General features: G+C 47.1%; 23 protein-coding genes. 12 read left to right on the top strand and 11 right to left on the bottom strand.

Going from position 1 to position 24,959, the window contains the following annotated elements; all coding sequences use genetic code 11:
- Positions 1 to 43 precede the first annotated feature (43 nt).
- From DW947_RS08595 to DW947_RS08585, 3 genes are all read left to right on the top strand, one after another.
- Positions 44 to 1,243 carry a glycoside hydrolase family 88 protein gene (locus DW947_RS08595; RefSeq protein ID WP_005833826.1) on the top strand — a complete coding sequence of 400 codons (1,200 nt, stop codon included), beginning with the start codon at positions 44 to 46 and terminating at the stop codon, positions 1,241 to 1,243.
- The gene (locus DW947_RS08590; protein WP_016272089.1) at positions 1,240 to 2,784 is read left to right on the top strand and encodes a sulfatase; all 1,545 of its coding nucleotides are present in this window, start codon (positions 1,240 to 1,242) and stop codon (positions 2,782 to 2,784) included. Before DW947_RS08595 ends, DW947_RS08590 begins: the two co-directional genes overlap by 4 nt.
- A gap of 145 nt (positions 2,785 to 2,929) precedes the next feature.
- Positions 2,930 to 4,960: a patatin-like phospholipase family protein gene (locus DW947_RS08585; RefSeq protein WP_044468448.1), complete on the top strand. Its 2,031-nt coding sequence runs from the start codon at positions 2,930 to 2,932 to the stop codon at positions 4,958 to 4,960.
- A 141-nt stretch (positions 4,961 to 5,101) separates the two neighbouring features.
- Here DW947_RS08585 and cysS read toward each other — a convergent pair whose 3' ends face one another.
- On the bottom strand, positions 5,102 to 6,577 hold the full coding sequence (gene cysS, locus DW947_RS08580) for a cysteine--tRNA ligase (RefSeq protein ID WP_008662079.1): 1,476 nt from the start codon (positions 6,575 to 6,577) through the stop codon (positions 5,102 to 5,104).
- A 125-nt stretch (positions 6,578 to 6,702) separates the two neighbouring features.
- Between cysS and mnmA the strand changes: the two genes are divergently transcribed.
- Positions 6,703 to 7,755, top strand: a complete 1,053-nt coding sequence (gene mnmA, locus DW947_RS08575) for a tRNA 2-thiouridine(34) synthase MnmA (protein WP_117963049.1) — start codon at positions 6,703 to 6,705, stop codon at positions 7,753 to 7,755.
- A 99-nt stretch (positions 7,756 to 7,854) separates the two neighbouring features.
- Positions 7,855 to 8,736, top strand: coding sequence for a DUF3078 domain-containing protein (locus DW947_RS08570; protein ID WP_005825995.1), 882 nt, complete (start codon positions 7,855 to 7,857; stop codon positions 8,734 to 8,736).
- Positions 8,737 to 8,884: 148 nt separating this feature from the next.
- On the opposite strand, the gene DW947_RS08565 is transcribed toward DW947_RS08570, so the two are convergent.
- Positions 8,885 to 10,396, bottom strand: a complete 1,512-nt coding sequence (locus DW947_RS08565) for a GH3 auxin-responsive promoter family protein (RefSeq protein ID WP_005833815.1) — start codon at positions 10,394 to 10,396, stop codon at positions 8,885 to 8,887.
- Between the two features lie 122 nt (positions 10,397 to 10,518).
- On the opposite strand from DW947_RS08565, the gene DW947_RS08560 reads away from it, so the two are divergent.
- A complete protein-coding gene (locus DW947_RS08560; protein WP_005833813.1) occupies positions 10,519 to 11,529 on the top strand; it encodes an ATP-dependent 6-phosphofructokinase in 1,011 nt (336 codons plus the stop codon).
- Here the strand turns inward: DW947_RS08560 and rnc are convergent.
- From rnc to DW947_RS08545, 3 genes are read right to left on the bottom strand one after another with little or no spacing between them, the layout of a single operon-like run.
- The gene (gene rnc / locus DW947_RS08555) at positions 11,488 to 12,366 is read right to left on the bottom strand and encodes a ribonuclease III (RefSeq protein WP_243635078.1); all 879 of its coding nucleotides are present in this window, start codon (positions 12,364 to 12,366) and stop codon (positions 11,488 to 11,490) included. The genes DW947_RS08560 and rnc overlap by 42 nt on opposite strands.
- Before the next feature lie 7 nt (positions 12,367 to 12,373).
- Positions 12,374 to 13,639 carry a beta-ketoacyl-ACP synthase II gene (fabF, locus tag DW947_RS08550; RefSeq protein ID WP_005825984.1) on the bottom strand — a complete coding sequence of 422 codons (1,266 nt, stop codon included), beginning with the start codon at positions 13,637 to 13,639 and terminating at the stop codon, positions 12,374 to 12,376.
- Between the two features lie 21 nt (positions 13,640 to 13,660).
- Positions 13,661 to 13,897 (bottom strand): acyl carrier protein, encoded by a 237-nt coding sequence (locus DW947_RS08545; protein WP_004291965.1) that lies wholly within the window; start codon positions 13,895 to 13,897, stop codon positions 13,661 to 13,663.
- A 149-nt stretch (positions 13,898 to 14,046) separates the two neighbouring features.
- Here DW947_RS08545 and purN point away from each other — a divergent pair, with 149 nt between their 5' ends.
- Positions 14,047 to 14,619 carry a phosphoribosylglycinamide formyltransferase gene (gene purN, locus DW947_RS08540; RefSeq protein ID WP_117962996.1) on the top strand — a complete coding sequence of 191 codons (573 nt, stop codon included), beginning with the start codon at positions 14,047 to 14,049 and terminating at the stop codon, positions 14,617 to 14,619.
- A gap of 173 nt (positions 14,620 to 14,792) precedes the next feature.
- Here purN and pdxB read toward each other — a convergent pair whose 3' ends face one another.
- Both pdxB and DW947_RS08530 read right to left on the bottom strand, forming a co-directional pair.
- Entirely contained in the window at positions 14,793 to 15,851 is a 1,059-nt protein-coding gene (gene pdxB / locus DW947_RS08535) for a 4-phosphoerythronate dehydrogenase PdxB (protein WP_117962998.1), read from the bottom strand.
- Positions 15,852 to 15,914: 63 nt separating this feature from the next.
- Complete coding sequence (locus DW947_RS08530; protein WP_227212774.1) at positions 15,915 to 16,112, bottom strand: hypothetical protein; 198 nt, start codon at positions 16,110 to 16,112, stop codon at positions 15,915 to 15,917.
- Positions 16,113 to 16,479: 367 nt separating this feature from the next.
- Between DW947_RS08530 and DW947_RS08520 the strand changes: the two genes are divergently transcribed.
- Genes DW947_RS08520 through DW947_RS08505 form a run of 4 tightly spaced genes read left to right on the top strand, consistent with a single transcriptional unit; the run spans position 16,480 to position 20,239 of the window.
- Positions 16,480 to 17,625: a glycosyltransferase family 4 protein gene (locus DW947_RS08520; RefSeq protein ID WP_117963000.1), complete on the top strand. Its 1,146-nt coding sequence runs from the start codon at positions 16,480 to 16,482 to the stop codon at positions 17,623 to 17,625.
- A gap of 3 nt (positions 17,626 to 17,628) precedes the next feature.
- Positions 17,629 to 18,666, top strand: a complete 1,038-nt coding sequence (locus DW947_RS08515; RefSeq protein WP_005833797.1) for a pyridoxal phosphate-dependent aminotransferase — start codon at positions 17,629 to 17,631, stop codon at positions 18,664 to 18,666.
- Entirely contained in the window at positions 18,663 to 19,394 is a 732-nt protein-coding gene (locus DW947_RS08510; RefSeq protein ID WP_005825963.1) for an NTP transferase domain-containing protein, read from the top strand. The genes DW947_RS08515 and DW947_RS08510 overlap by 4 nt, the downstream gene beginning before the upstream one ends.
- 17 nt (positions 19,395 to 19,411) lie before the next feature.
- Positions 19,412 to 20,239: a phosphorylcholine transferase LicD gene (locus DW947_RS08505; RefSeq protein WP_005833794.1), complete on the top strand. Its 828-nt coding sequence runs from the start codon at positions 19,412 to 19,414 to the stop codon at positions 20,237 to 20,239.
- A 21-nt stretch (positions 20,240 to 20,260) separates the two neighbouring features.
- Here DW947_RS08505 and DW947_RS08500 read toward each other — a convergent pair whose 3' ends face one another.
- Positions 20,261 to 21,178 carry a glycosyltransferase family 2 protein gene (locus DW947_RS08500; protein WP_005825959.1) on the bottom strand — a complete coding sequence of 306 codons (918 nt, stop codon included), beginning with the start codon at positions 21,176 to 21,178 and terminating at the stop codon, positions 20,261 to 20,263.
- A gap of 308 nt (positions 21,179 to 21,486) precedes the next feature.
- On the opposite strand from DW947_RS08500, the gene DW947_RS08495 reads away from it, so the two are divergent.
- Positions 21,487 to 22,485, top strand: a complete 999-nt coding sequence (locus tag DW947_RS08495) for a glycosyltransferase family 9 protein (RefSeq protein ID WP_035447675.1) — start codon at positions 21,487 to 21,489, stop codon at positions 22,483 to 22,485.
- Here DW947_RS08495 and hldE read toward each other — a convergent pair.
- From hldE to gmhA, 3 genes are read right to left on the bottom strand one after another with little or no spacing between them, the layout of a single operon-like run.
- Positions 22,466 to 23,896 carry a bifunctional D-glycero-beta-D-manno-heptose-7-phosphate kinase/D-glycero-beta-D-manno-heptose 1-phosphate adenylyltransferase HldE gene (gene hldE / locus DW947_RS08490; RefSeq protein WP_022401855.1) on the bottom strand — a complete coding sequence of 477 codons (1,431 nt, stop codon included), beginning with the start codon at positions 23,894 to 23,896 and terminating at the stop codon, positions 22,466 to 22,468. The genes DW947_RS08495 and hldE overlap by 20 nt on opposite strands.
- A complete protein-coding gene (locus DW947_RS08485; protein WP_061411034.1) occupies positions 23,893 to 24,381 on the bottom strand; it encodes a D-glycero-alpha-D-manno-heptose-1,7-bisphosphate 7-phosphatase in 489 nt (162 codons plus the stop codon). The genes hldE and DW947_RS08485 overlap by 4 nt, the downstream gene beginning before the upstream one ends.
- Entirely contained in the window at positions 24,374 to 24,955 is a 582-nt protein-coding gene (gene gmhA, locus DW947_RS08480) for a D-sedoheptulose 7-phosphate isomerase (RefSeq protein ID WP_022401853.1), read from the bottom strand. Before gmhA ends, DW947_RS08485 begins: the two co-directional genes overlap by 8 nt.
- Positions 24,956 to 24,959: the final 4 nt, after the last annotated feature.

The raw sequence follows: 24,959 nt of genomic DNA, 5'->3' as shown, positions 1-24,959 counted from the left end.
CAGCATGAAAAATCATAAACTCTTAATAAATAAATCCCTTATTATGAAAACAGTCCTCACTACATTGGGAATCTCCCTCCTTGTATTGGCAGGTTGCGCAGGGCAAAAGCAGGCTGAAAGCAACTTTATCCAAGAAAACATTGATAATGCTGTGGCTCAGGAGACAATTCAGACAGACATTATCGAAAAATCCGGTAAAATCCTTAATCCCCGTACCATTGATAAGGATGGGAACATTGTCTATGTACCTATCGACGATTGGTGTTCCGGCTTCTTCCCCGGTAATATCTGGCATATGTACGAGTTGACCGGTGACCAGAAGTGGCTGCCGCTGGCAGAGAAGTATACCGAGGATTTGGATTCGGTACAATACCTTACCTGGCACCATGATGTGGGCTTTATGATTGGCAGCAGCTACTTGAACGGATACCGTTTTGCGGGTAAGGAGGAGTACAAGCCGGTCATCATACAGACAGCCAAATCATTGTCTACCCGTTTCCGCCCTGCAGCAGGCGTACTTCAGTCATGGGATGCAGACAAGGGGTGGCAGGCTGAACGTGGCTGGAAATGTCCCGTTATCATTGATAATATGATGAACCTCGAACTGCTGTTCGAAGCTTCCAGGCTGTCCGGTGACTCCACTTTCTACAACATAGCCCGGAAGCATGCCGATACGACTATGGCTAACCATTTCCGTGAGGACAACAGCTGCTATCATGTGGTGGATTATGACCCCGAAACCGGTGAAGTCCGTAAGAGACAGACTGCACAAGGCTATGCCGACGAGTCTGCTTGGGCACGTGGACAAGCGTGGGCCTTGTACGGCTATACCATGTGCTATCGCTATACACACGATGCCAAATACCTGGAACAGGCTGAAAAGGTCTACAACTTTATCTTCAACAACAAGAATCTTCCGGAAGACTTGGTTCCCTACTGGGATTTCGATGCTCCCAATATCCCGAATGAACCTCGCGATGCTTCGGCAGCTGCCTGCACGGCGTCCGCCCTTTACGAGCTGAGTACTTATCTGCCGGATAAGGGATACAAGGAAACCGCCGACCGGATTATGGAAAGCCTCGCTTCTCCTTCCTACCGTGCCAAGGTGGGTACCAACGGCAACTTCATCCTGATGCACTCTGTGGGCAGTATTCCTCACGGTGCGGAGATTGATGTACCGCTGAATTATGCCGACTATTACTTCCTGGAAGGATTGATGCGTAAAAGAGACTTGGAAAAATGAAAACTCAATTAAATATTTTGTTAGGTGGTTTAGGTTTGTTCGCCTTGCAGGGCTGTAAAGCCCCGCAGGCGGAACAATCCGTCCAGCCGAATGTCATTTACGTTTTTCCCGACCAATACCGTAACCAGGCGATGGAGTTCTGGGGCCAGGAAGGTTTTCGCGAGAAAGTGAACTTTCGGAATGACCCGGTGCATACCCCACGCTTGAATGATTTTGCCCGGGAGTCGGTGGTATTGACATCTGCCATGAGCAACTGCCCGTTGAGCAGTCCCCACCGTGGTTCTCTGTTGACGGGAATGTATCCTAATAAGAGTGGTATTCCATTGAATTGCAATTCGAGCCGTCCCATCAGCTCCCTGCGTGAGGATGCTGTGTGTGTGAGTGATGTTTTCTGCAATGCCGGATATGACTGTGCCTACTTTGGCAAACTGCATGCCGACTTTCCTACCCCCAACGACCCCGAACGTCCCGGACAGTATGTGGAAGACCGTGTACCTGCATGGGATGCCTATACGCCGAAAGAACGTCGTCATGGGTTCAATTACTGGTATTCTTACGGTACCTTCGACGAACACAAGAATCCGCATTACTGGGATACGGAAGGCCGTCGCCACGACCCGCGCGAGTGGTCACCGTTACACGAATCGGGCAAGGTGGTGTCTTATCTGAAGAACGAGGGGAATGTACGCGACCCGAAGAAACCTTTCTTCATTATGGTAGGTATGAATCCTCCCCATAGTCCGTACCGTTCTTTGGACGACTGTATGGAGGAAGATTTCAATCTCTATAAAAACCAGCCTCTGGACAGCTTGCTCGTCCGTCCGAATGCCGACTCCAAGATGCTCAAGGCAGAGAGTGCACGCTACTACTTTGCTTCTGTGACGGGTGTCGACCGTGCTTTCGGTCAGATACTCGATGCCTTGAAGGAACTCGGACTGGACAAAAATACCATTGTCGTGTTTGCCTCCGACCATGGAGAGACCATGTGCAGCCAGCATACGGAAGACCCGAAGAATTCCCCATACTCCGAGTCCATGAACGTTCCTTTCCTGGTGCGTTTTCCCGATAAGATTAAGCCCCGCGTGGACGACTTGATGCTTTCCTCGCCGGACATCATGCCTACTTTGTTGGGGCTTGCCGGTCTTGCCGACTCCATTCCGGCCGAGGTGCAGGGGCGCAACTATGCACCGCTTTTCTTCGATGAAAAGGCGGATATTGTACGTCCCACCGGCGCTCTCTACATCCAGAACCTGGACGGTGAGAAGGATGCGGAAGGCATGGTCCGTTCCTACTTCCCTTCGTCGCGCGGCTTTAAATCGGCGCGCTACACGCTGGCGCTCTACATTGACCGCGAAAACCATAAGCTGGTCAAAAGTTTGTTGTTTGACGATGAAAAGGATCCGTATCAGATGAATAACCTTTCTTTGGAAGAAAACCAAGAAGTCGTAAAAGACCTTTGCGCAGAGATGGGCAAAGTGTTGAAAGAGATTGATGATCCTTGGTATAAGGAAGGTATCTTGAAGGATATGATACCTTATTGATTGGAAATGGGTTATAGATAATCCTCCATAAATTGCTTGAACGTTTTTTGCGACCCGCTTCGACTGATAGTGAACTATTTGTCGGAGCGGGTTGTTTGATTCAGAATGGAATAAATTACCAATACGTATTAAGTAAATGATGGAGATGAAGTATAGACTATGGGCTTGTTTGTTGTTTTTGCCGATGGTCCTTTGGGCGTCCGGGCGTCCGAAAGTGGCTGTCGTACTCAGTGGGGGTGGCGCCAAAGGGACGGCGCATATCGGTGCTCTGAAAGTAATTGAAGAAGCGGGTATCCCTATAGATTATGTGGTGGGCACTAGTATGGGGGCCATTGTGGGCGGTTTGTATTCTATCGGATATACCCCACAGCAATTGGACAGTATGGTGAATGCCCAGAACTGGAAATTCTTGCTCTCGGATGCCCCCAATCCTAAGGATGTGTTGCTGGATGACCGGTTGAAGTCGGAGCGCTATGTACTCTCCATTCCGTTTTCTTTGAAATCTGCCGCTGTTTCGGATGCGGGTATCATAAAAGGGAAGAATCTGGCACGTTTGTTCTCCACATTGACAGAAGGTTACCAGGATTCTGTGGATTTTAGCCGTCTTCCTATTCCGTTTGCCTGCGTGTCGGAAAATCTGGTGAATGGCAGCGAAGTAGTGTTCCATGAGGGAATACTGGCCACTGCCATGCGTTCCAGCATGTCCATTCCCGGTGTGTTTGCTCCGGTAGACCTGGATGGAATGGTGTTGGTGGACGGTGGAATGGTGAATAACTATCCGGTAGATGTGGCGCTTGCCATGGGGGCCGACTACATTATCGGGGTGGATGTGCAGAGTCCGCTGCTTAAGGCTTCCGAGCTGAAATCGGTGAAAGACATCTTCGGGCAAATCATCAATCTGCAAGGAGAGAAGAAATACCGTGAGAATCTGCGTAATACCGATGTATTGATAAAGGTGGATGTCACCGGCTATTCGGCTGCAAGTTTCACCAAAGAGGCCATCGACACTCTGATGGTGCGGGGAGAACGTGCTGCCATGGACAGTTGGGACGGACTGCTTGCCCTAAAACAGAAGCTGGGGCTTGCAGACGATTATCAGCCTCGCCGTCCGGGACCTTTCCGCTTACCCGGCGTGGCTGTTGATAGGGAGATTCCCGTTGATTCCCAAATAGCCGCCCCTGCTGTGCGGGAGAACAAGCTGAATGTCGGTTTTCGCTTTGATACAGAAGAACTGGCGGCGTTGCAGGCAAATACGGACTTCTATTTCGGCCGGCAGCGCGAGTCGCTGGTCAGCCTTACTGCCCGTCTGGGCAAGCGTACACTGGCACGACTCGGATATAGTTACCAGTGGGACGGTGGATGGCAGGCGGGACTTGCCTATCAGTTCGACTATAAAGATATGAATATTTACAATGAAGGCAAACGGGCGCTGGATTTGACTTTTACACATCAACTGGTCCGTATGGGGGCGGCGAAGGACTGGAACAATATCCAGGTCAGTCTGGGCATTGACTTTGATTACTACCACTATCATGATTTGCTGTCGCTCGACCCGTTAGCTTCGGCACTGTTTGAAAATTCGTCCTTATTCAGTTACTTTGCCGGACTTGTGTTCAACAACTTGAATGAGAGGAGCGCCCCTACAAAAGGTATGTCGTGGGCGGTATCCTATCATCTCTATACGGATAACTTCTTCCAGTATAAGGACAACAATCCTATTTCTGTTTTCGATGCCCGTTGGCAGGGATGTTTCTCTCCCTCGAGTAAGTTCACTGTCACTCCTTCGTTTTATGGACGCGTATTGTCCGGAAGCGGTAATTATCCTTTTGCCATCATTAATATGGTGGGGGGAACCATACCGGGGCGCTATATGCCACAGCAGATACCGTTTACGGGCATCAACCGTGCGGAACTGTCACAAGCCGCACTGCTGGTTGCAGGGCTGAACCTCAGACAGCGTATCTTGAAAAACCAGTATATATCAGTGATGGGCAGTTATGGGCGAAACTCCGGGAAGTTTCATCAGATTCTTGACTCTTCCGAATCGGCTGATATGGCAGGGGTAGGCATCGGCTATATGTACAAGAGTTTTCTGGGACCAGTGGAGATACAGTTGAATTGGTCCAACCAGACGAAGAAAGTAGGGTGGTATGCTGGGTTCGGATTCGTATTCTAACGAGGATATATCAAAATATTACATGGATTTTATTTTTCAGACAAAAGAACAGAAGAACAAGAGAAAAATATGTTCTTTTGTTCTTCTGCCTAAAACTTACCCCCAATCTGTATGATTCTGCGGTGAGTTATGATACCTTCGTTATTTATTCAGCTTCCATTCGCTTCCGTCCTTACCGTCCTTAATCTCGAAACCGAGCGCGGTGAGTTCATTGCGGATTTTGTCGGATGTAGCCCAATCTTTGTTGGCTTTTGCCTTTGAACGCTCTTCCAATAGCATGTCCACTACCTTGCCGAAGGCAGCTTCACGCTCTTCGTTGGAGGCGTTGTCTTCTTGTAATCCTAAGATGTCGAAGCAGAAGAGGTGGAAGGTTTCCTTCAATTCTTTCAGGTCTTCGGCTGTGATGGAATCGTTTCCAGCTAGGATATTGTTTACCATCTTGGCGCCGTCGAAGAGGTGGGCGATGACAATCGGTGAGTTCAAGTCATCATTCATGGCTTCGTAACACTTGGCACGCAGGGATTTCACGTCTATGGTGGAGGTTGCAGCAGGGGTAATCTTGTCCAGTCCATGTACAGCATCCATCAGTCTTGCCAATCCCTTTTCGGCGGCTTGCAGAGCTTCGTTGCTGAAGTCTACCGTACTGCGGTAGTGGGCTTGCAGGGTGAAGAAGCGGATGGTCATTGGGCTGTAGGCTTGCTCCAGCATGGGGTGTGTGCCTTTGAAGAGCTCTTCCAATGTGATGAAGTTACCGTAAGACTTACCCATTTTCTGTCCGTTCACGGTCAGCATGTTGTTGTGCATCCAATAATGTACCATATCTTCCCCTTGGGAAGCTACGGATTGTGCAATCTCGCATTCGTGATGCGGGAAGATAAGGTCCATGCCGCCACCATGAATGTCGAAGTGCTCGCCCAAGTATTTCTTTCCCATGGCTGTACATTCGGCGTGCCAGCCGGGGAAGCCGTCGCTCCACGGGGAAGGCCAACGCATGATGTGTTCCGGTTGCGCACATTTCCAGAGGGCAAAGTCTGCGGGGTTGTGCTTCTCGCTCTGTCCGTCCAGTTCGCGGGTGGTGTTGAGAACATCATCCAGGTTGCGTCCGGAGAGCTTGCCGTAGTGATGGTCCTTATTGTATTTTTCTACATCGAAATAAACGGAACCTTCACTTTCGTAGGCATATCCGTTCTTCAATATCTCCTTTACAAGTTCTATCTGTTCGATGATGTGGCCGCTGGCATGTGGCTCGATACTGGGAGACAGCACATTCAATGCATCCATCGCCTTATGATAGCGGTTGATGTAGTACTGTGCCACTTCCATTGGTTCCAGTTGTTCCAGACGGGCTTTTTTCGCAATCTTGTCTTCACCTTCGTCGGCATCGTGCTCCAGATGGCCCACGTCGGTAATGTTGCGGACATAGCGCACCTTGTAGCCGATGTGCGTCAGGTAGCGGAACAGCAGGTCGAAAGTGATGGCAGGGCGTGCATGTCCCAAGTGCGGGTCACCGTACACGGTCGGTCCGCAGACATACATGCCTACATGCGGTGCATGCAGCGGTACGAACAGCTCTTTTTTTCTATTTAAAGTGTTGTAAATGGTCAGTTGATGTTCCATAACAGTTGATTATTAGTTCTTTTAGGAGTACAAAGGTATAATAAATCTGTGAAAATCTATAATGATATTCTGTTTTATAAGAGTAAATGCAACGGATTTCACCTTCGTTTATTACTTTTGTATCCATGAAGTCAGATAAACGTGTATTGCTTGGCATGAGTGGCGGCACGGATAGTTCCGTGGCCGCCATGAGGTTGCAGGAAGCCGGTTATGAGGTGACTGGCGTGACTTTCCGTTTCTATGAGGCAGGAGATGAGACCGGGTATTTGGAAGATGCACGGGCTCTGGCCCTGAAGCTGGGGATGAAACACATTACCTATGATGCACGCGAGCTTTTCCGTTCGCGTATTATCCGCTATTTTGTGGAAGAGTATCTAAGGGGGCGTACTCCCGTTCCTTGCACGGTCTGCAATAATGAGCTGAAGTGGGCGCTGTTGGCTAAAATAGCCGATGAAAAGGGGATTTATTGGATTTCTACCGGACATTATGTGCGTAAAGTCTTGTCCGGAGGAAAGTATTACATAGCTCCTGCCGCAGATAAGGACAAAGACCAGACTTTCTTTCTGTGGGGATTGAAGCAGGACATTCTGCAGCGTATGTTGCTTCCGATGGGAGATATTACGAAAAATGAGGCGCGCTCGTATGCGGCGGAGCGTGGTTTCGGGCAGGTGGCTGCGAAGAAAGACAGTATAGGTGTGTGCTTTTGCCCTTTGGATTACCGTTCCTTTTTGAAGCGTGAGGTTCCTGAAACACTATTACCCGGTAAAGGTAGATTCGTCGATGAAAAGGGGGATTTCTTGGGATGGCATGAGGGCTATCCGTTTTATACCGTAGGGCAACGTAGGGGCTTGGGTATCCATCTGAACAAGGCTGTTTTTGTGAAAGAGACAAGAGTGGAAAGCAATGAAGTCGTTTTAGCTCCGCTCTCTTCCCTCTACAAGCAGGAAATGTGGCTGGGAGAGTGGAACCTGGTGGAGAATAGTCGTGTGCAGGGTGCAAACGAGGTTATTGTGAAGATACGCTACCGTAAGCAGGCAAACCGGTGCAGGGTGACTCTTACGGTGGAAGGTCTGTTACGTGTCCGTCTGATAGAGCCGCTGGAATCCATTGCACCCGGGCAGGCAGCGGCTTTCTATGATAAGGACGGATACTTGTTGGGCGGTGGAATTATTCTCTGAACCTTACATTCGTTTTATAGCTTCTTGAACAAAAGATAGTAAATGTTGTTAATTTTATGAGACGTCTTTTTATGAGAAACTTTTAAAACGAACTGTAATATGAAAAGGATATATATTGTAATGTTGTTTGCTGCTTTAGCAACCATAACTTATGCTCAGACGGATGATAAGGGTTATCAGGAGGGAGCTTGGGTATTGAAAGGAGTGACTGGTCTGAATATGTCACAGACTGCCATGGCCAACTGGTCGGCAGGAGGTGAGAATTCCATTGCTGGAAATGCCTACTTGAATGCATCACTGACACACAAGAAAGGAAACTGGCTCTGGGTCACCAACATGGTGCTGGACTATGGCTTGTCGAAAACCAAATCTCAGGGGATGAGGAAAAGTAGTGATAAAATAGGGCTTTCCACTCAGTTGGGATATTCTACAGACAACGTCTGGTTCTATACACTGATGGGTGATTTGAATACCCAGTTTGCCAAAGGATATGACTATCCTGACAAAGAACACCAGATTTCCAATTTCTTTGCTCCTGCCTATTCGAATATCGCCCTGGGTATGGAATGGAGGCCTAAGAGTAACTATTCTCTACTGCTTTCACCCGTTTCCACCAAGATGACTTTCGTGACTGATGACTATCTTTCCGATTTGGGTGCTTTTGGTGTAGACCCGGGTGACCACTTCAAGATAGAGGGTGGCGCTTTTGTGAAAGCCCGTGCTGAATTGCCCGTGATGGAGAATGTGAATCTGATTACTACGGCTGATTTCTTTACTCCTTACAGCAAAGATTTTGGAAACATAGATGTGAATTGGGATGTGCTTATCAGCATGAAAATCAATAAAGTATTGTCGGCTACCATCAATACAACTCTAAAGTATGACAATGATGTGAAAACGTTTGATGACAATGGAGTGAAGAAGGGCGCCAAGGTGCAGTTTAAGGAAGTGCTGGGAATTGGGCTGGCATATAATTTCTAATCCTTGAGGCTGACTGTTGAAATGAAAAAGTAAAGTCAAAACATACTGGACTGATTTGTAAAACGCGGAATTACGCAGATTACATGGATTTATTAATTTATCCCCGTAATTTGCGTAATCCGCGCTTGATTTTATATGATACAGTAATTTACCGGTTCAGTTCCAGCATCTCCTCTATATACTCCCTTGTATTACTGAGTCGAGGCACTTTATGCTGTCCGCCGAGTTTCCCCTTGCTATCCAGCCAGTCGTGGAAGAGGTTGGGGCGGGCAACGATGATTTCCAGCGGTTGCAGCGCCAGATTATTCTGCCTTTTAGCTTCATAGTCGGAGTTCACCTCTTTCAGGGTGTCGTCCAATACTTTGGCGAACTTCTCCAGGCTGTCCGGCATTTGTGCAAACTCTATCAGCCACTGGTGGCGGCATTTGGCATGCTTGTCCATAAACACGGGAGCAGCAGAGTAATCTACTACTTGTGCACCGGTCTCGGCACATGCCCTGGCAAGTCCTCTTTCCGCGTTATCCACAATCAGTTCTTCGCCGAACGCGTTGATAAAGTGCTTGGTACGTCCGGTGATGACGAACTTATAGGGGTTCTTCGATGTGAACTTCACCGTATCTCCAATCATATATCGCCACAAACCGGCAGAAGTGGAGATTACCATGGCGTAGTTTTTGTTCAGCTCCACCTCCTCGAGGCAGAAGGTACGCGGATTCTCCTTGCCTACATCTTCAAGCGGGATGAACTCGTAGAAGATACCGTAGTCAATCATCAGCAACATGGCAGGGTCGGCAGGGTCGTTCTGCGTGCCGAAGTAGCCTTCGGAGGCGTTATAAGTCTCTACATAATGCATCTTGCTGCTGCGGATCACGTCTTTGTATTGCTCTCGGTAGGGAGTGAAGGCAACGCCGCCGTGGAAGAACACCTCCAGGTTGGGCCATATCTCCTCAAGGCTCTGCTTTCCCGTCTTTTCCAATATATGTTTGATGAGTACAAGCATCCAGGACGGTACGCCGGAAAGGTTGCTGACATTTGCATGGATGGTTTCGCGGGCGATGGCCTCCATTTTGGGCTCGAAGTGCTCCATCAGGGCCGTCTGCTTGCTGGGTACGCGGACAAAGTTTACCAGCGGGTTGATATTTTCTATGAGGATGGCGGAGAGGTCGCCTACAAGACTGTGGTTGGTGTTCAGGTTGGGAGCGTGGCTGCCTCCAAGGATAAGCCCTTTACCGGAAAAGAAACGACTTTCGGGATTCTGTCCCAGATAGATGGCAACGGCATCCCGGCCTCCCTTGTAATGCGTGTCGTGCAAGGACTCCCGGCTGACGGGCAGGAACTTACTCTTGTCGTTGGTGGTACCCGATGATTTGGCAAACCAACGTATTTCCGAAGGCCAAAGCAGATTTTGCTCACCGGCACGCAGGCGGGTTACATAAGGTTTTACTTCTTCGTAAGTTTGTATGGGAAGGCGCTTCTTGAAATCTTCATAAGTACGGATAGAGGCATAGTCATGCTTCTTTCCCCATTCCGTGTTTGCCGCTGTCCGGACGAGGCGCTGCAGTACAAGCTGTTGCAATTCACCGGCATGGCTGGTGTATTGTTCGATTTCTTTCAGACGGGGAGCAAAATATACCTTATTCAGAAACTTTGTAATATTCATCGTTCTTTGTGAAATCTTATTTTAAACCGCAAAAATAATCTTATTTATCGGCATCTCTATCTTTTTTCTCTTTTTTTTCTATCTTTACGGACCTATAGAACAATAATTCAAACAAAAATATCATGAGAATAGGTATTTTGACTTCAGGAGGCGACTGTCCCGGCATCAACGCTACCATTCGCGGTGTATGTAAAACAGCTATCAACCATTATGGAATGGAAGTAATTGGCATTCACAGCGGTTTTCAGGGGCTGCTGACCAAGGATGTGGAGTCGTTTACCGAAAAATCCTTATCCGGTTTGCTGAACTTGGGAGGTACGATGCTCGGTACTTCGCGCGAGAAGCCCTTTAAGAAGAACGGCGTGATGTCCGGCGTGGACAAACCAGCACTGATAGCGCGGAATATCGAAGAGATGGGGCTTGATTGTGTAGTCTGTATCGGCGGGAACGGTACGCAGAAGACAGCCGCCAAACTCTCTGCTATGGGGCTGAACATTGTGTCTGTACCTAAAACCATAGACAACGATATTTGGGGAACTGATTTCTCCTTCGGATTCGATTCTGCCGTCAGCATTGCTACGGATGCCATCGACCGGTTGCACAGCACGGCCAGCTCGCACAAACGGGTGATGGTGATTGAGGTGATGGGGCACAAGGCAGGTTGGATAGCCTTATACTCCGGTATGGCAGGCGGTGGTGACGTGATTCTGATTCCGGAGATTCCCTATAATATCCACCGTATCGGAGAAACGATTCTGAATCGGCTGAAGAAAGGAAAGCCTTACTCCATCGTGGTGGTAGCCGAAGGTATACAGACGGACGGGCGGAAGCGTGCCGCCGAGTATATCGCTCAGGAGATAGAGTATGAGACGGGTATCGAGACCCGTGAGACTGTGTTGGGTTATATTCAGCGGGGCGGCTCACCCACACCTTTTGACCGTAACCTTTCCACACGTATGGGCGGACATGCCACGGAACTGATTGCCAACGGGCAGTTCGGGCGGATGATTACCTTGAAGGGGAATGAAATAGCTTCTGCACCGCTGGAGGAGATTGCGGGCAAGTTGAAGCTGGTGACGGAAGACAATGACTTAGTTGTCCAGGGACGTCGGATGGGAATCTGTTTCGGCTAATTTTTCTTGTGGGGATTCTTCAACAGCTTCTGCCATGGGATTTTCTTCTGTGGAGGTTTCTGTTGCATGGTTTCGCTCCTTGGCTGCCTGGACTTCCTCCTTGAAAGCGGCATCCTTAATTTCTTTCAATGCCATCTGTGCCGCATTTTGTTGCGACTCCTTCTTGGAATAACCGGTGCCGGTACCTGCCGATATCCCTTCGATGCGGACTTCGGTGTGGAACATCGGATTGTATTCTTCGTCGAGAAACTGCTCGATAAGCTCGAATGACACCTCCATTTTGTTCTTCTGGCTCCATTCGATGAGTTTTGACTTGAAGTTGACCTCTTTGCGAGACATCTTGTCGAGGTCGATATAGTTTTTGAAAATCTTCTCTTCCATGAACTGCTTGCAGCGGTCGTAGCCCTGGTCCAGATAAATGGCGCCGATGAAGGCTTCGAATGCATTGCCGTACATGTAGCTGTTGTGGGATGAGGAGCGGGTGGAGTATTTCACCAGTTTGTCCAGTCCGATTTCCACGGCCAGTTTGTTGAGTGTTTCCCGCTGTACAATTTTGGAACGGGTATTGGTAAGGAAACCTTCGCGGCGTCCTTCGAAATGGCGGTAGACAATATCTCCTACAATGGCGTCGAGGATAGCATCGCCCAAGAATTCCAGCCGTTCGTTGTTGATGGGACGTCCTTTTTCGGAGCGCATGGAGATGGATTTATGCAGCAAAGCCTGCTGATAGACCTTGATGTCACGTGGAAAGAAGCCGAGAATTCTGTAAAAACAAAAATAAGACTCTCTATCCTTGCGGAACAAGAGCCTTATTTTATCTATTTGGTTACGTAACACGACCTTATTATTCTGCGTATTTCTTGAAAATGACACACGCATTATGACCACCGAATCCAAAAGTATTGGACAAAGCTACGTTCACTTCGCGCTTTTGTGCTTTGTTGAACGTGAAGTTCAGGTCATAGTCGATGTTTTCGTCGTTATCACCCTCTTCGTGGTTGATGGTCGGAGGAACAATGCCATTCTTGATGGCGAGGATGCTTGCAATGGATTCTACCGCACCGGCAGCGCCCAGCAAGTGGCCGGTCATGGATTTTGTCGAACTGATGTTCAACTCATACGCATGCTGTCCGAATACCTCTTTGATTGCTTTTGCTTCCGAAATATCACCTACAGGAGTAGATGTACCGTGAACATTGATATAATCTACTTCTTCGGGTTTCATTTCTGCATCTTCCAACGCATTCAGCATCACTAACTTGGCTCCCAAACCTTCGGGGTGAGAGGCTGTCAGGTGATGAGCGTCGGCAGACATTCCTACGCCGGCAACTTCCGCATAGATTTTGGCACCGCGTGCCTTGGCGTGTTCCAGTTCCTCGAGAACGAGACAACCGCCACCTTCACCCATGATGAATCCGTCACGGCTTGCGCTGAACGGACGGGATGCAGTTTCGGGAGAATCATTGCGGGTTGACAATGCATGCATGGCATTGAAACCACCTACACCGCAAGCGGCGATGGCAGCTTCCGAACCACCGGACACGATAACATTTGCCTTACCCAAACGGATGAGGTTAAACGCATCGGCAATAGCATTTGTGGAAGTGGCACATGCAGAACAAGTTGCGTAGTTGGGACCATGGAAACCATACATGATGGAAATTTGTCCGGCAGCAATGTCCGAAATCATCTTGGGGATGAAGAACGGATTGAATTTGGGGCCGTTTTCCTTACCGGTCAGGGCATAGTTGCCCGCCTCTTCTTCGAATGTACGGATGCCACCGATACCGGCGCCGAAGATGACACCGATTCTGTTTAAATCCTCATTTTCGACGTCAAGCCCAGAGTCACCTACCGCTTCTTTGGCTACTGCAATGGCATATTGTGTGTACAAGTCCATCTTGCGGGCCTCTTTGCGGTCTATATATTTGGTAGCATCGAAGCCTTTTACTTCGCATGCAAACTGAGTCTTGAAAAGCGATGCATCGAAATGAGTAATAGGTCCTGCTCCACTAACCCCATTCACAAGATTTTCCCAGAATTCGGGAACACTGTTGCCAATGGGAGTAATGGCGCCGAGACCTGTTACTACAACTCTTTTTAATTCCATGTTATAAACGAATGGATAAGATTACTTAGCGTGTTCTTCGATGTAAGATACAGCATCACCTACAGTACCAATCTTTTCAGCCTGGTCATCGGGAATAGAGATACCGAATTCCTTTTCGAATTCCATGATAAGTTCTACAGTGTCAAGAGAATCAGCTCCCAGGTCGTTAGTGAAGCTAGCTTCGTTAGTAACTTCTGATTCTTCTACGCCTAATTTATCGACGATAATCGCTTTCACTCTTGATGCAATTTCAGACATAACTTTAAGTTTTTAATTAATAATTAGTTTTATTTCTTTAAATTTGCGGTGCAAAGGAATGAATATTTATCATTCCTCGCAAATATTTGATGAATTAAATGCACCTTTTTGCACATTTTTCACGGTTTTGTGCAGTAATTGGAGGGATTATGGGAAAAAATATCGCAGTTTTAGCGTCGGGAAGTGGTACGAATGCCGAGAATATCATCCGTTATTTCCGGGAAAAAGGTTCGGCACGTGTGGCTCTGGTTTTGACTAACCGGCAGAATGCGTTCGTTTTAGAGCGTGCAAAGGGGCTGGGAGTGCCTTGTGCATGGTTTGCCAAGAGCGATTGGGAGAGTGGAGAGCCTGTCTTGTCCATGCTTCGAGAGTATGACATTGATTTTGTGGTATTGGCAGGATTCCTGGCACGTGTGCCGGACAATATTCTGCATGCTTATCCCGATAAAATGATAAATATACATCCTTCGTTGCTGCCCAAGTTCGGCGGAAAGGGGATGTACGGCGACCGTGTGCACGAGGCGGTGATTGCCGCCGGCGAAAAGGAGAGCGGCATCACCATCCATTACACGAACGAGCATTACGACGAGGGCGGCATCATCTGCCAGCAGAAGTGCCTCGTGCTGCCGGAAGATACGCCGGAGGAGCTGGCGCAGCGCATCCACCGGCTGGAGTACGAATACTATCCGAAGGTGATTGAGGGGTTGGTGGAAGGCATATAGGACTTTGCTTATAGCGGTATAGGCATGGACTATAAAGAGAATATTCTTTTTTTCGACATAAGAACAAAAGAACAAAAAGAAAAATAGAAGCTATATCACTCTGCGAATATGTTCTTTTGTTCTTATGTCGAAAAATAATTCTTTTGTCTTTTGCTTTCACAAGATGCTATATGCTATTCCGTATATGCCTGCTTCGGAGTATAGGCGTAGGCTTCTTTTTCTCTTCTTAACGGATAGTCTCCGCGCAGTTTCTCGAAAAGCTCGGGATGTGTCTTCAGCGCTTCGCTGTCCCTTCTCGGGTCATACATTTGCAGGCAGGCTTCCGCCGGACTGTCGGCGGTGATAACGGGATTCTCCGGTTGGGGAGGGTCGATGCGGTAGTCTGCTTCGATGTGGAAGAAGCGGCAAAGGGCATCCAGGGACATGCGGGTGGCATTGGCTTTTCCGTCGGCCGAATAGCCTGCTATGTGGGGAGTGCCGAGAAACACCTTATTCAATAAGGTGAGATTGATGTCGGGTTCGTTCTCCCATACGTCGATGATGGCATCGGAAACCAGTCCGTCCTCCAAGGCGTTCAGCAGCGCATCGGTTTCAATCACCTCTCCGCGGGAGGTGTTGATGATGACGGGGCGGCGCTTCAATGACCGGAAGAAGCCGCCGTCTGCCAGATGGAATGTCTTGTATGGCCCTTCCTTATATAAAGGTACGTGGAAGGTGAGGATGTCACATGCTGCTGCGAGTGTTTGCAGGGAGCTGAAGTCCGCCTTTCCTTCCTTGTCCTGGCGGGGCAGGTCGTTCTGCAGGACGCGCATGCCCAGTTCCCTGCCTACTTGGGCTATCTTGCTGCCCACATTGCCTACGCCGATGATGCCTAATGTCAATCCGGACAGTTGCACTCCTTTGAGCTGTTGCAATAATAGCAGCGCCGATTGCACGTATTGGGCTACGGATGCCGAGTTGCATCCGGGGGCATTGGTCCAGGTGATGCCTGCTTCACGGCAGTACGCCGCATCTATATGGTCGAAGCCTATGGTGGCGGTGGCAATGAAGCGGACTTTACTGCCTTCCAGCAATTCCTTGTTGCAGCGGGTGCGGGTACGTATAATCAGTGCATCGGCATCTTTTACCAACTCCGGAGTGAAGTCTCTGCCGGGAGTATAAATCACGCTGTCGGCTATTTTTTCGATGGCTTCCTTAATAAAAGGTATCTTGTTGTCAACAATGACTCTCATAATGCTGCTGTTCTTTTCGACGATTCTCCATCGTGCGAAGATACGACTAATCCGTCAAAGTGGCTAAGTAATGCCCGGAAAATAATTCGGCTTTTTCCGTTTTAAGTTTGCATTTCTGCCCTCACCGCTCTCACTCTTTTCTTCAACTTCCCTATTCATCGGCATTGCAGGGGTGGGTGAGAGCAATCGAAAAGGGTGAGGGTAAATTTTGCTCTCACCCGTGTTTTCTTCCGTTCCGCATCCTTCTTTCTTCTGTTGCATCCTTTTCCTTCTTTCGTTTTACTTTTGGATTCTTCAGCAGCCCACGTTAGTGAGCCGTGATGTTCACTTGAGTGAACTAAACAGCTCACTAGTGTGGTTGAATTGGTTCATAACAGTGGGCCGATGATGAATAAAGTAGTTTTCGGGAAGGAGATAAGGTGTTTGAAGGATAAAACAATGGGCCAGTACGGATTGGGCAATGGGGATGTGCCCGACTCCGTACTTGGTTTTTGTAACAGACAGCAAGTGATTGCTCATCTCTATCTTATGTTTTATAGGTGAATTTGTGTTTTTGTCAAAAAAGGAAAGCGAAATAGACTGCTATATGAGGATTATCTTGTACATTTGCAGCTGAAACTTTTTAGAGATGAGAATAGGATACGACGGAAAACGGGCTGTGCAGAATTTTACGGGATTGGGCAATTACAGCCGGTATGTGGTGCAGTCATTGTCAGCCTTTGCTCCGGAAAACGAGTATTGGCTGTATGCTCCGGTACACCGTGAAAATCAGCAACTCTCGTCGATGGTGGCCGAAAGCCGGGGAACGGTATCGGTACATTATCCGTCTCATTGGCTCTGGAGAGGAATGACTTCGTTGTGGCGTGTGGGAGGCATACGCAGGACTTTGAAACGGGACAACATACAGCTGTTCCACGGACTGAGTAACGAACTTCCCTTGACCATCCATCGGGTACGGGAAGTAAAGAGTGTGGTGACTGTTCACGACCTTATTTTCCTGAGACTTTCACATTGTTTTTCGTTGGTCGACCGCTTGATTTATAACTACAAATGCCGCTATGCATGCAAGTATGCAGACCACATCATTGCCGTGAGTGAGTGTACCAAGCGTGACATCATACATTATTATGGAATTCCTGCGGATAAAATTTCCGTTATTTACCAAGGGTGTAGTTCTCTGTATGCCTGCCGTGTCGGTAAGGATAAGCGCAAGGAGGTGATGCGGAGTTATCGGTTGCCCGAACGCTATATCTTGTCGGTGGGCACCATTGAGGAGCGTAAAAATGCGCTGGCCATTGTGAAGGCTTTGGAGTATCTGCCCGATGAACTGCATTTTGTTCTGGTAGGGAGACCCACAGCCTATATCCATCAGCTGAAAGAGTTTATGACAAAAGCCGGATTGCAAGACAGAGTACATTTTCTGCATGGTATCCCTTCGGACGATTTACCTGCCATTTATCAGTCGGCCGAGACTTTTGTATACCCATCCGTTTACGAAGGTTTTGGCATCCCTATTCTTGAGGCTTTGCATTCCGGCATTCCGGTGGTAGCAGCAACCGGCTCTTGTCTTGAAGAAGCGGGGGGGGAGCATTCATTGTATGTGAGTCCCCACGATGTGGAGGGATTGGCAGCGGCGATTGCCCGTACACAAGAGCCTTCTTTGCGTGCCACCATGATTGAGGAGGGGCTGAAGTGGGCACAGCGTTTCACGCAGGAGCAGATGGCGCGTGAGACGATGGAGTGTTATCAGAAAGTACTAACAAAAGAAATCTAAGATATGAATTATTTGGACCGAAATGAGTTTAACTATGCACCTTCGCAAGAGGTGGTGGAGGCTCTAAAGAATTTTGATATAAACAAACTCTGTTTCTATACCCGTATCTACGACGAAGGCAAGAAGAGCATTCTGTCCGTTTATCTGTCCGAGACTTACGGAATCGATGAACCGCAGGTACTGTTGGGTTATGGTGGAGAAGATATATTGAAACAAGCAGTCCACTATTTCCTGACCCAAGAGGATGGGAACAAGACGATGCTCATTCCTAAATTCTCGTGGTGGTACTATAAATCCATAGCCGACGAGGTGAACGGGCGTACGCTGCAATATCCGTTGTATGAGGATGGCAATACCTTTAAATATGATTTCGCTGCCATGAAAGAGATGGTACAGCGTGAGAATCCCAAGGTCTTATTAATCGCTTCGCCCAATAATCCCACCGGTAACGGTCTGACCCCTGTAGAACTGGACGCTTTGTTGGCTGAGTTGCCCGTAACAACCATCGTTTTGGTGGACGAAGCCTATGCCTCTTTCGTATCTACTGATACGGACTATATTAAGATGCTGGTTGATAAATATCCCAACCTGATTATTTCACGCACGCTTTCCAAGTTCTACGGATTGCCTGGATTGCGCATGGGTTTTGGGTTTATGAGTAAGGAGTTGGCCAACTTTGGCAAATACAGCAACAAATATCTGGGTTATAACCGTATCTCTGAGGATATTGCTATTGCCGCACTGAAATCGGATGCGCATTACCGGAATATAGCACGGCTGATGAATGAGAGTCGCGCCTGCTTTGAAGCGGAGATAGGGACGTTGCCTGGTTTCAAGGTATATGAGTCGGTGGCGAACTTTGTCCTTATAAAATATCCGATTGTCTTGAAAGAACGCTTACAGAAAGCTTTTGCCGACGAGGATTATAAGGTGAAGTTCATGAATGAACCAGACATCAATACCCATTTGCGTATTACCTTGGGGCGTCCTGAACAGAACCGTATTGTCATTGACACCATTAAAAAAATTGCATTACAATGAAAGCGGTTATATTGGCTGCAGGGATAGCTTCGCGTTTGCGTCCGTTGACTGATACCACTCCAAAATGTCTGTTGAAAGTTGGAGAGCGTTGTTTGCTGCAAAGAGCCTTTGATGCATTGCTGCAGAATGGCTTTCGGGAGTTTGTCATTGTCACCGGTTATAGACAGCAGCAGATTGTGAACTTTCTGGAAGCTCATTATCCGGCATTGGAGGTTACGTTTATCTATAATGAGAAATATGCTTCTACCAATAATATCTACTCTTTATGGCTTACACGGCCTTATGTAGATAAAGAGGACATTCTGTTGCTGGACAGCGATATCCTTTTTGACCCGCAGATTGTAGCCAAGTTGCTTGGATATGGTCAAGCGGATGCGTTGGCTCTAAACCATCATACATTGGGGGAAGAGGAAATCAAGGTAATAGCGGACAATGATGGCAAGGTGTTGGAAATCAGTAAGACGTGCTCCATATCCCGAGCTATTGGCGAGTCTATTGGCATCGAGAAGATGTCTGCCGCTTATACAGAAGCGCTTTTCCGGGAATTGGAGGTTATGATTACCAAAGAAGGTTTGGATAATATCTTCTATGAACGTGCTTTTGAGCGTCTCATACCACAAGGACACTCTTTCTATGCGCTTGACACTACCGAATATTTTTCTGTGGAGCTTGATACGGTGAATGACTTTGAACAAGCACAGCGGTTGATTCCTTCACAACTTTATTAATTAATGGGCTGATTTTTATGGCAGATTATGATATACGTCCTTTGCAGCTTCGTATTTTGAAGATATTGCTTGCTGTGGATAAAGTTTGTAAAGAACATGGTTTGCGCTATTATATAATGGCCGGTACTATGCTTGGTGCAGTCCGTCATAAGGGATTTATCCCTTGGGACGATGATTTGGATATCGGTATGCCGAGGGCTGATTATGATTTGTTGATGTCTCATTCCAAGGAATGGCTTCCCAAGCCTTATGAGGCTGTCTGCGCAGAAAATGATCCGAATTATCCATTACCTTTTGCCAAGATACAAGATGCGGATACGACTCTTATCGAGCGTATGCATTTGAAATACTTGGGAGGTATCTACTTGGACGTGTTTCCATTGGACGGTGTACCGCAAAGCAACCTGAAACAGAGGATTCATTTTGCTCGGTATGAATTTTACAAGCGGGTGCTCTATTTTATCTACCGCGACCCTTATAAACATGGAAAAGGTCCCGGCTCATGGTTGCCGCTGCTGTGCCGGAGACTTTTTACTACTGCCGGCGTACAGAGGAGTATCAGAAATGTGATGACCACCTATGACTTTGACAAGTCTTCTTTAGTCTGTGATTATGACGACGGTATGCGCGGTATTATGCCCAAGGCAGAGCTGGGAGCTCCGACTCCCGTTTCGTTTGAGGGCGAAACAGTGTGGGGAGTACAAGATTATGACGCCTATCTGACCCGAAAATATGGAGACTACATGGTTATACCGAAACAAAGCGGGCAGAGACAGCATAATTTCCACTATTTGGATTTGGATAAGCCCTATTCTTCACAAGAAAGTTCCAATTCTATTTTATAATTTTGCTCTTTTAGGGAAATGTTAGACAAATGTTTTTTTCCAAAATTTCCATAAGGGACCGAAATCTTTGGTTAATAAATAAAATATGGCTTTTAGGCGGCCGCGTATTAGGCTTATTTTGAATCTATTTCCTGTTTTGAAAGTTCCTATCTTTTGGGATTTGAAATCTTTTCCTTTGTAAGTGAAAACTTTGCGGAATGTGGATGAAGTCATGCCCCATTTTAATAGAAATTGCATTTGACCACAATTCTTGCGTATGCGGGTAGTTGATTTTGTTTCAAAATGATAGATGCGACTGGCTTGTAGCCCTTTCATGAATCTGACTCCACACATATATAATTTTGCGGTGAAATCTGGGTCGCTGTACATTCCGGGTGAGTATTCTATACTATAACCGCCTACTAAATCCCAAATGTCCCGGTGTACGATATTGGGAGGAATGGTAGCTCCCATCCAGTCGTTTATTTTGTAGTTCATGTATTCTTTCAGTAATTTATCTTCTTGAAAAGTTTCGATACTGTCTCCATAATTGGCTAAGATGGTTGATGCGCTTTGTGTATGTGGTTGTATTGATGTAGCTGAAAGAAAGAAATAATTGTCAGACAGTTTTTCTATTTCGTCATAGAGAACCTTGTCCCAAAAAGGGAGTACATACATATCATCATTCAAAAATAGAATATAATCAGTTTTGACTTTAGTGCGCATCATATTCATAGCAAAACATACTCCGATATTCTGCTCAGAATGTGTGTAATCAATACCTGCTTTTTTTATCCACTCTAAGGTTCCGTCACTTCCATCGTTTACGTGTACAATGATTTGGTGATTGTAGTAAGAGTTTCTTTGGATACTTTGTATGCATAGTTTTAGGAAAGCAAGGTTATTCCATGTAGGTATAACGATTGAAAATAATCTGTTTTGAGATTTTATAGCTGTCATCTTTTGCTAATTGAGAAAATAAGTACAAAGATATTTATATAAATGGAGTTTTTGATTATAATTACTTGAAAACATTTATATTTTATAATATGCAAAAACAATATTGGTGTGAAATATACTGTTTTATGAGTGATATATAATACCTCTAGATTTCTTGTAGACAATAGTTTGGACTTGGATTGAATTTTTATGTTTGTGTTTTGTGTAGGCTGATGTTCTATATTGTATGATTAGCCTATATCGCTATTTGCGAAACTTGAATTAAGTTATTACTTTTGTGCCGAATCAGCAATTCTAATAAATTTGTTATGACCAAATTCTTAATTATCCGTTTCAGTTCGATAGGGGATATTATCCAGTGTATGGGAATTATCGGTGGAATACGTGAACGGTTTGCAGATGTGGAAATTCATTGGATTACCCGGAAAGATATGGTGGGGACCTTGTCGATGGATGGCAGGATTGATAAAATCTGGGCGTTTGACAAGGAGACCGGACTTGCCGGGTTGTTGAAAATGGCGGCTGATTTGAGAAAAGAGCATTTCGACTACATTTATGACGCTCATAGTAATATCCGTTCCAACATATTGAAGCTGATAGTGTCTCCATTGCCTTTTGTGAAACCTTACGTTGCTCTGCGGAGCAAAGAGAGAGGCAAACGCTTTTTGTTGTTCAAACTGGGAATCAACCATTTCGACAAGCCTTTCAGGGGGATGGTGTCTTTTCAGAAACCATTGAAGAAATGGGGAATTACGCATTTTCCGGACAACTATCACGACTGGCATTTCCCGGATGAAATACGTAGCAAGTATGAGAACTTTGTAACCAAAGATATGATTACGCTGGTGCCGTCTGCCAACTGGGAAATGAAACGCTGGCCCGTTTCCTATTGGAAAGAATTGGTTGCCCTTCTTCCTGAGTATAGATTTGTTATTCTGGCTGGTCCGAAGGATACTTTCTGTGAGGAAATCAGAAGTGCTGCACCGGAACGGGTAGTTAACCTTGCGGGACAAACCTCATTGATGGAGTCTTCTTACATAGTGTTGCGTTCCAATCTGGTAATCAGCGCTGATACGGGTTTTATGCATGCCGCTGATTTGTTCCGTGTTCCTGCTTTTGCCTTGATGGGGCCTACAGCCTTCGGTTTCCCTACGGGACCTACGGTGGAAATACTCGAAACAGCCCTGCCTTGCCGTCCGTGCACCAAAGACGGACGGGGTAAATGCAAGCTGGCTGTTTATCAGAAGTGTATGGTGGATATTACCCCCCAACAAGTCGCTGAAAAGATTATTGCTTCTCTTGGTTGATGGCGCCTATCGTCTTTGTAGTGGAATAACCGTCTACGAAAGGGATAGTTACTGTTTCTTGGGCGTACTCCCTGCCTACAATGTTTTCTATGGCATAGTCGCCACCTTTTACCAACACGTCCGGTGCAACTGTCTTGATGAGATTCAGAGGGGTGTCTTCCGTAAAAATCACTACGTAGTCCACTGCTTCCAAGGCTGCCAGGACTGTGGAGCGGGCGTTTTCATCATTGATGGGGCGCGATTCCCCTTTCAGACGTTTTACTGAGCTGTCCGAATTCAATCCTACGATAAGTACGTCCCCCAGTCTTTTGGCCTTTTCCAGATAGCACACGTGTCCTTTGTGCAGAATGTCGAAGCAGCCGTTTGTGAATACGATTTTGCGCTCCTGCGCACGCAGTTGTTTTATAGTATCTGCAAGTTGGGGAATAGGAATAAGTTTGCTGGCCGGTTTCCCGATTTGTAGCTCGTCCTGCAACTCTTTGAACAGAATGGGGCTGGTGCCTATTTTCCCGACTACAATGCCGGCCGCTTTATTGGCAAGATAAATGGCATCTGCAATAGGGATACCGGCTGCCAGCGCAGCTGCTAAAGTTGCCACGACAGTATCGCCTGCACCTGAAACGTCATATACTTCCCTTGCTTCGGTAGGAATGTCTTGTGAGGCTTCCGGAGCTATATATGACATACCTTTTTCGGAACGTGTCACTAATAGAGAAGTAAGGTTATACTCCTTCAGTATCCGGTTTGCCGCGTTATGTATTTCTTTATCCTCATTTCTCACATCCATTCCCGAAACGGCTGAAAGTTCTTTCAGATTGGGGGTGATGATGGTTGCGGAACGGTATTTCTCCCAATTTGTCCCTTTGGGGTCTATAATGACCTTCTTCCCTTGCCCGGCAGAGGCGGATATAACCTGCTGGCATACTGTATCATTGCATACTCCCTTGCCATAATCCGAAATCACGACAATGTCCACTTCGGGGAGTGCACGCTTCACGGCATCCAGCAATTTCTGCTCAGTCTCTTCGTTCAGGCATTCATTTTCTGTTTCAAAGTCCAGCCGTACTACTTGCTGGCTGTTGCCTATTACGCGGGTTTTGGTGATGGTTGGGTGTTCTGTATGAAACAGTTCGTTTCTGATACCCAAATCAGCGAACATCTCCTGCATTGTGTTTCCGTTGTGGTCGTTGCCAAGCAGGCTGACGACATACGGCGAGCAACCCAGTCCCAACAGATTTCTTGCAACATTGGCCGCTCCTCCCAATACATTGTAGGTACGGGTGACACGGACCACTGGTACGGGTGCTTCGGGAGAAATCCTTTTCACGTTCCCTATATGGTAAGTATCCAGCATCACGTCTCCGATAACGAGTACCTTCTTTCCCTTTATACTGTTTAATTCTGTATTCATAATAGGTTGTTTTTTAATTGGTTGGCCCAATATAGAAGTGAATGCTCAGAGGTGACCCGGAAGGACTTGACACCACTTCTTTCGCCGCATTCCGTATCCGATTTCTTATCTCCGAACATATAGGATTGGGATGGGTCGATTTCATATTTCTTCATCGCTTCCGTCACCATGAAAGGAGAAGGCTTACGGCATTCGCAATGTTCTTCCGGAACGTGAGGGCAAGTATAGAAATCGTTCAGTATAACTCCATGTTTTTCCAACTCTTGGGCGAGTGCCTGGTTGAACTGTTCGGCGTCCTCCAGTGTAAAGTAGCCACGTCCAATACCGGATTGGTTCGTGATGACAATCAGCAGATAACCCAATTCCTGAAAAATGCGGAGTGCTTCGGCTACACCGGGCAATAATTCAAGCTCTTGGGTCTTGTAAACGTAGCCGAAATCAACATTGATGGTACCGTCCCGATCAAGGAAAATCGCTTTATTCATGGGAGAACAGTTTATTGTCGACGATGCCGCACAAGATATGTCCGATGGTAATGTGCACTTCTTGAATCCTGGCAGATTCGGCGTGCTGTATAATCAACGGGTAATTGCAAAGTTCCTTGCACCTTCCTCCATCCCTTCCCAGGAGCCCTATGGTGGTGATGCCCATAGATTGTGCCTTCTGCAAGGCATGCTCTACGTTGGGAGAGTTGCCGCTGGTAGAAAGGCCTATCAGAATATCACCTTTCGTTCCCAAGGCTGCTGTCTGCCGTTCGAAGACGCGGTCGAAGCCATAATCATTGCTGACTGCGGTCAGGATGGAAGTGTCGGTTGTCATGGCGATGGCGGGCAGGCCTTCCCGTTCGGTCACGAAACGTCCGACGAGTTCGGCAGCGATATGCTGGGCATCGGCTGCACTGCCGCCGTTACCGCAAAGCAAGACTTTGTGCCCTTGTCGAAGGGCTTGTACTATCAGATTGCCGACGGTTTCGATGTCGGTAAGCATTTGCCGGTTGTTCAGGATATTTTCTTTGAGCCTGATACCTTCTTGGATGGACTGGATGATATAATCTTGCATAATT

This window comes from Bacteroides sp. AM44-19, assembly GCF_003603395.1.
Taxonomy (GTDB): Bacteria; Bacteroidota; Bacteroidia; order Bacteroidales; family Bacteroidaceae; genus Bacteroides; species Bacteroides uniformis.
The sequence above is the reverse complement of the archived record's forward strand: the minus strand, read 5'-3'. Positions and strand labels throughout refer to the sequence as shown.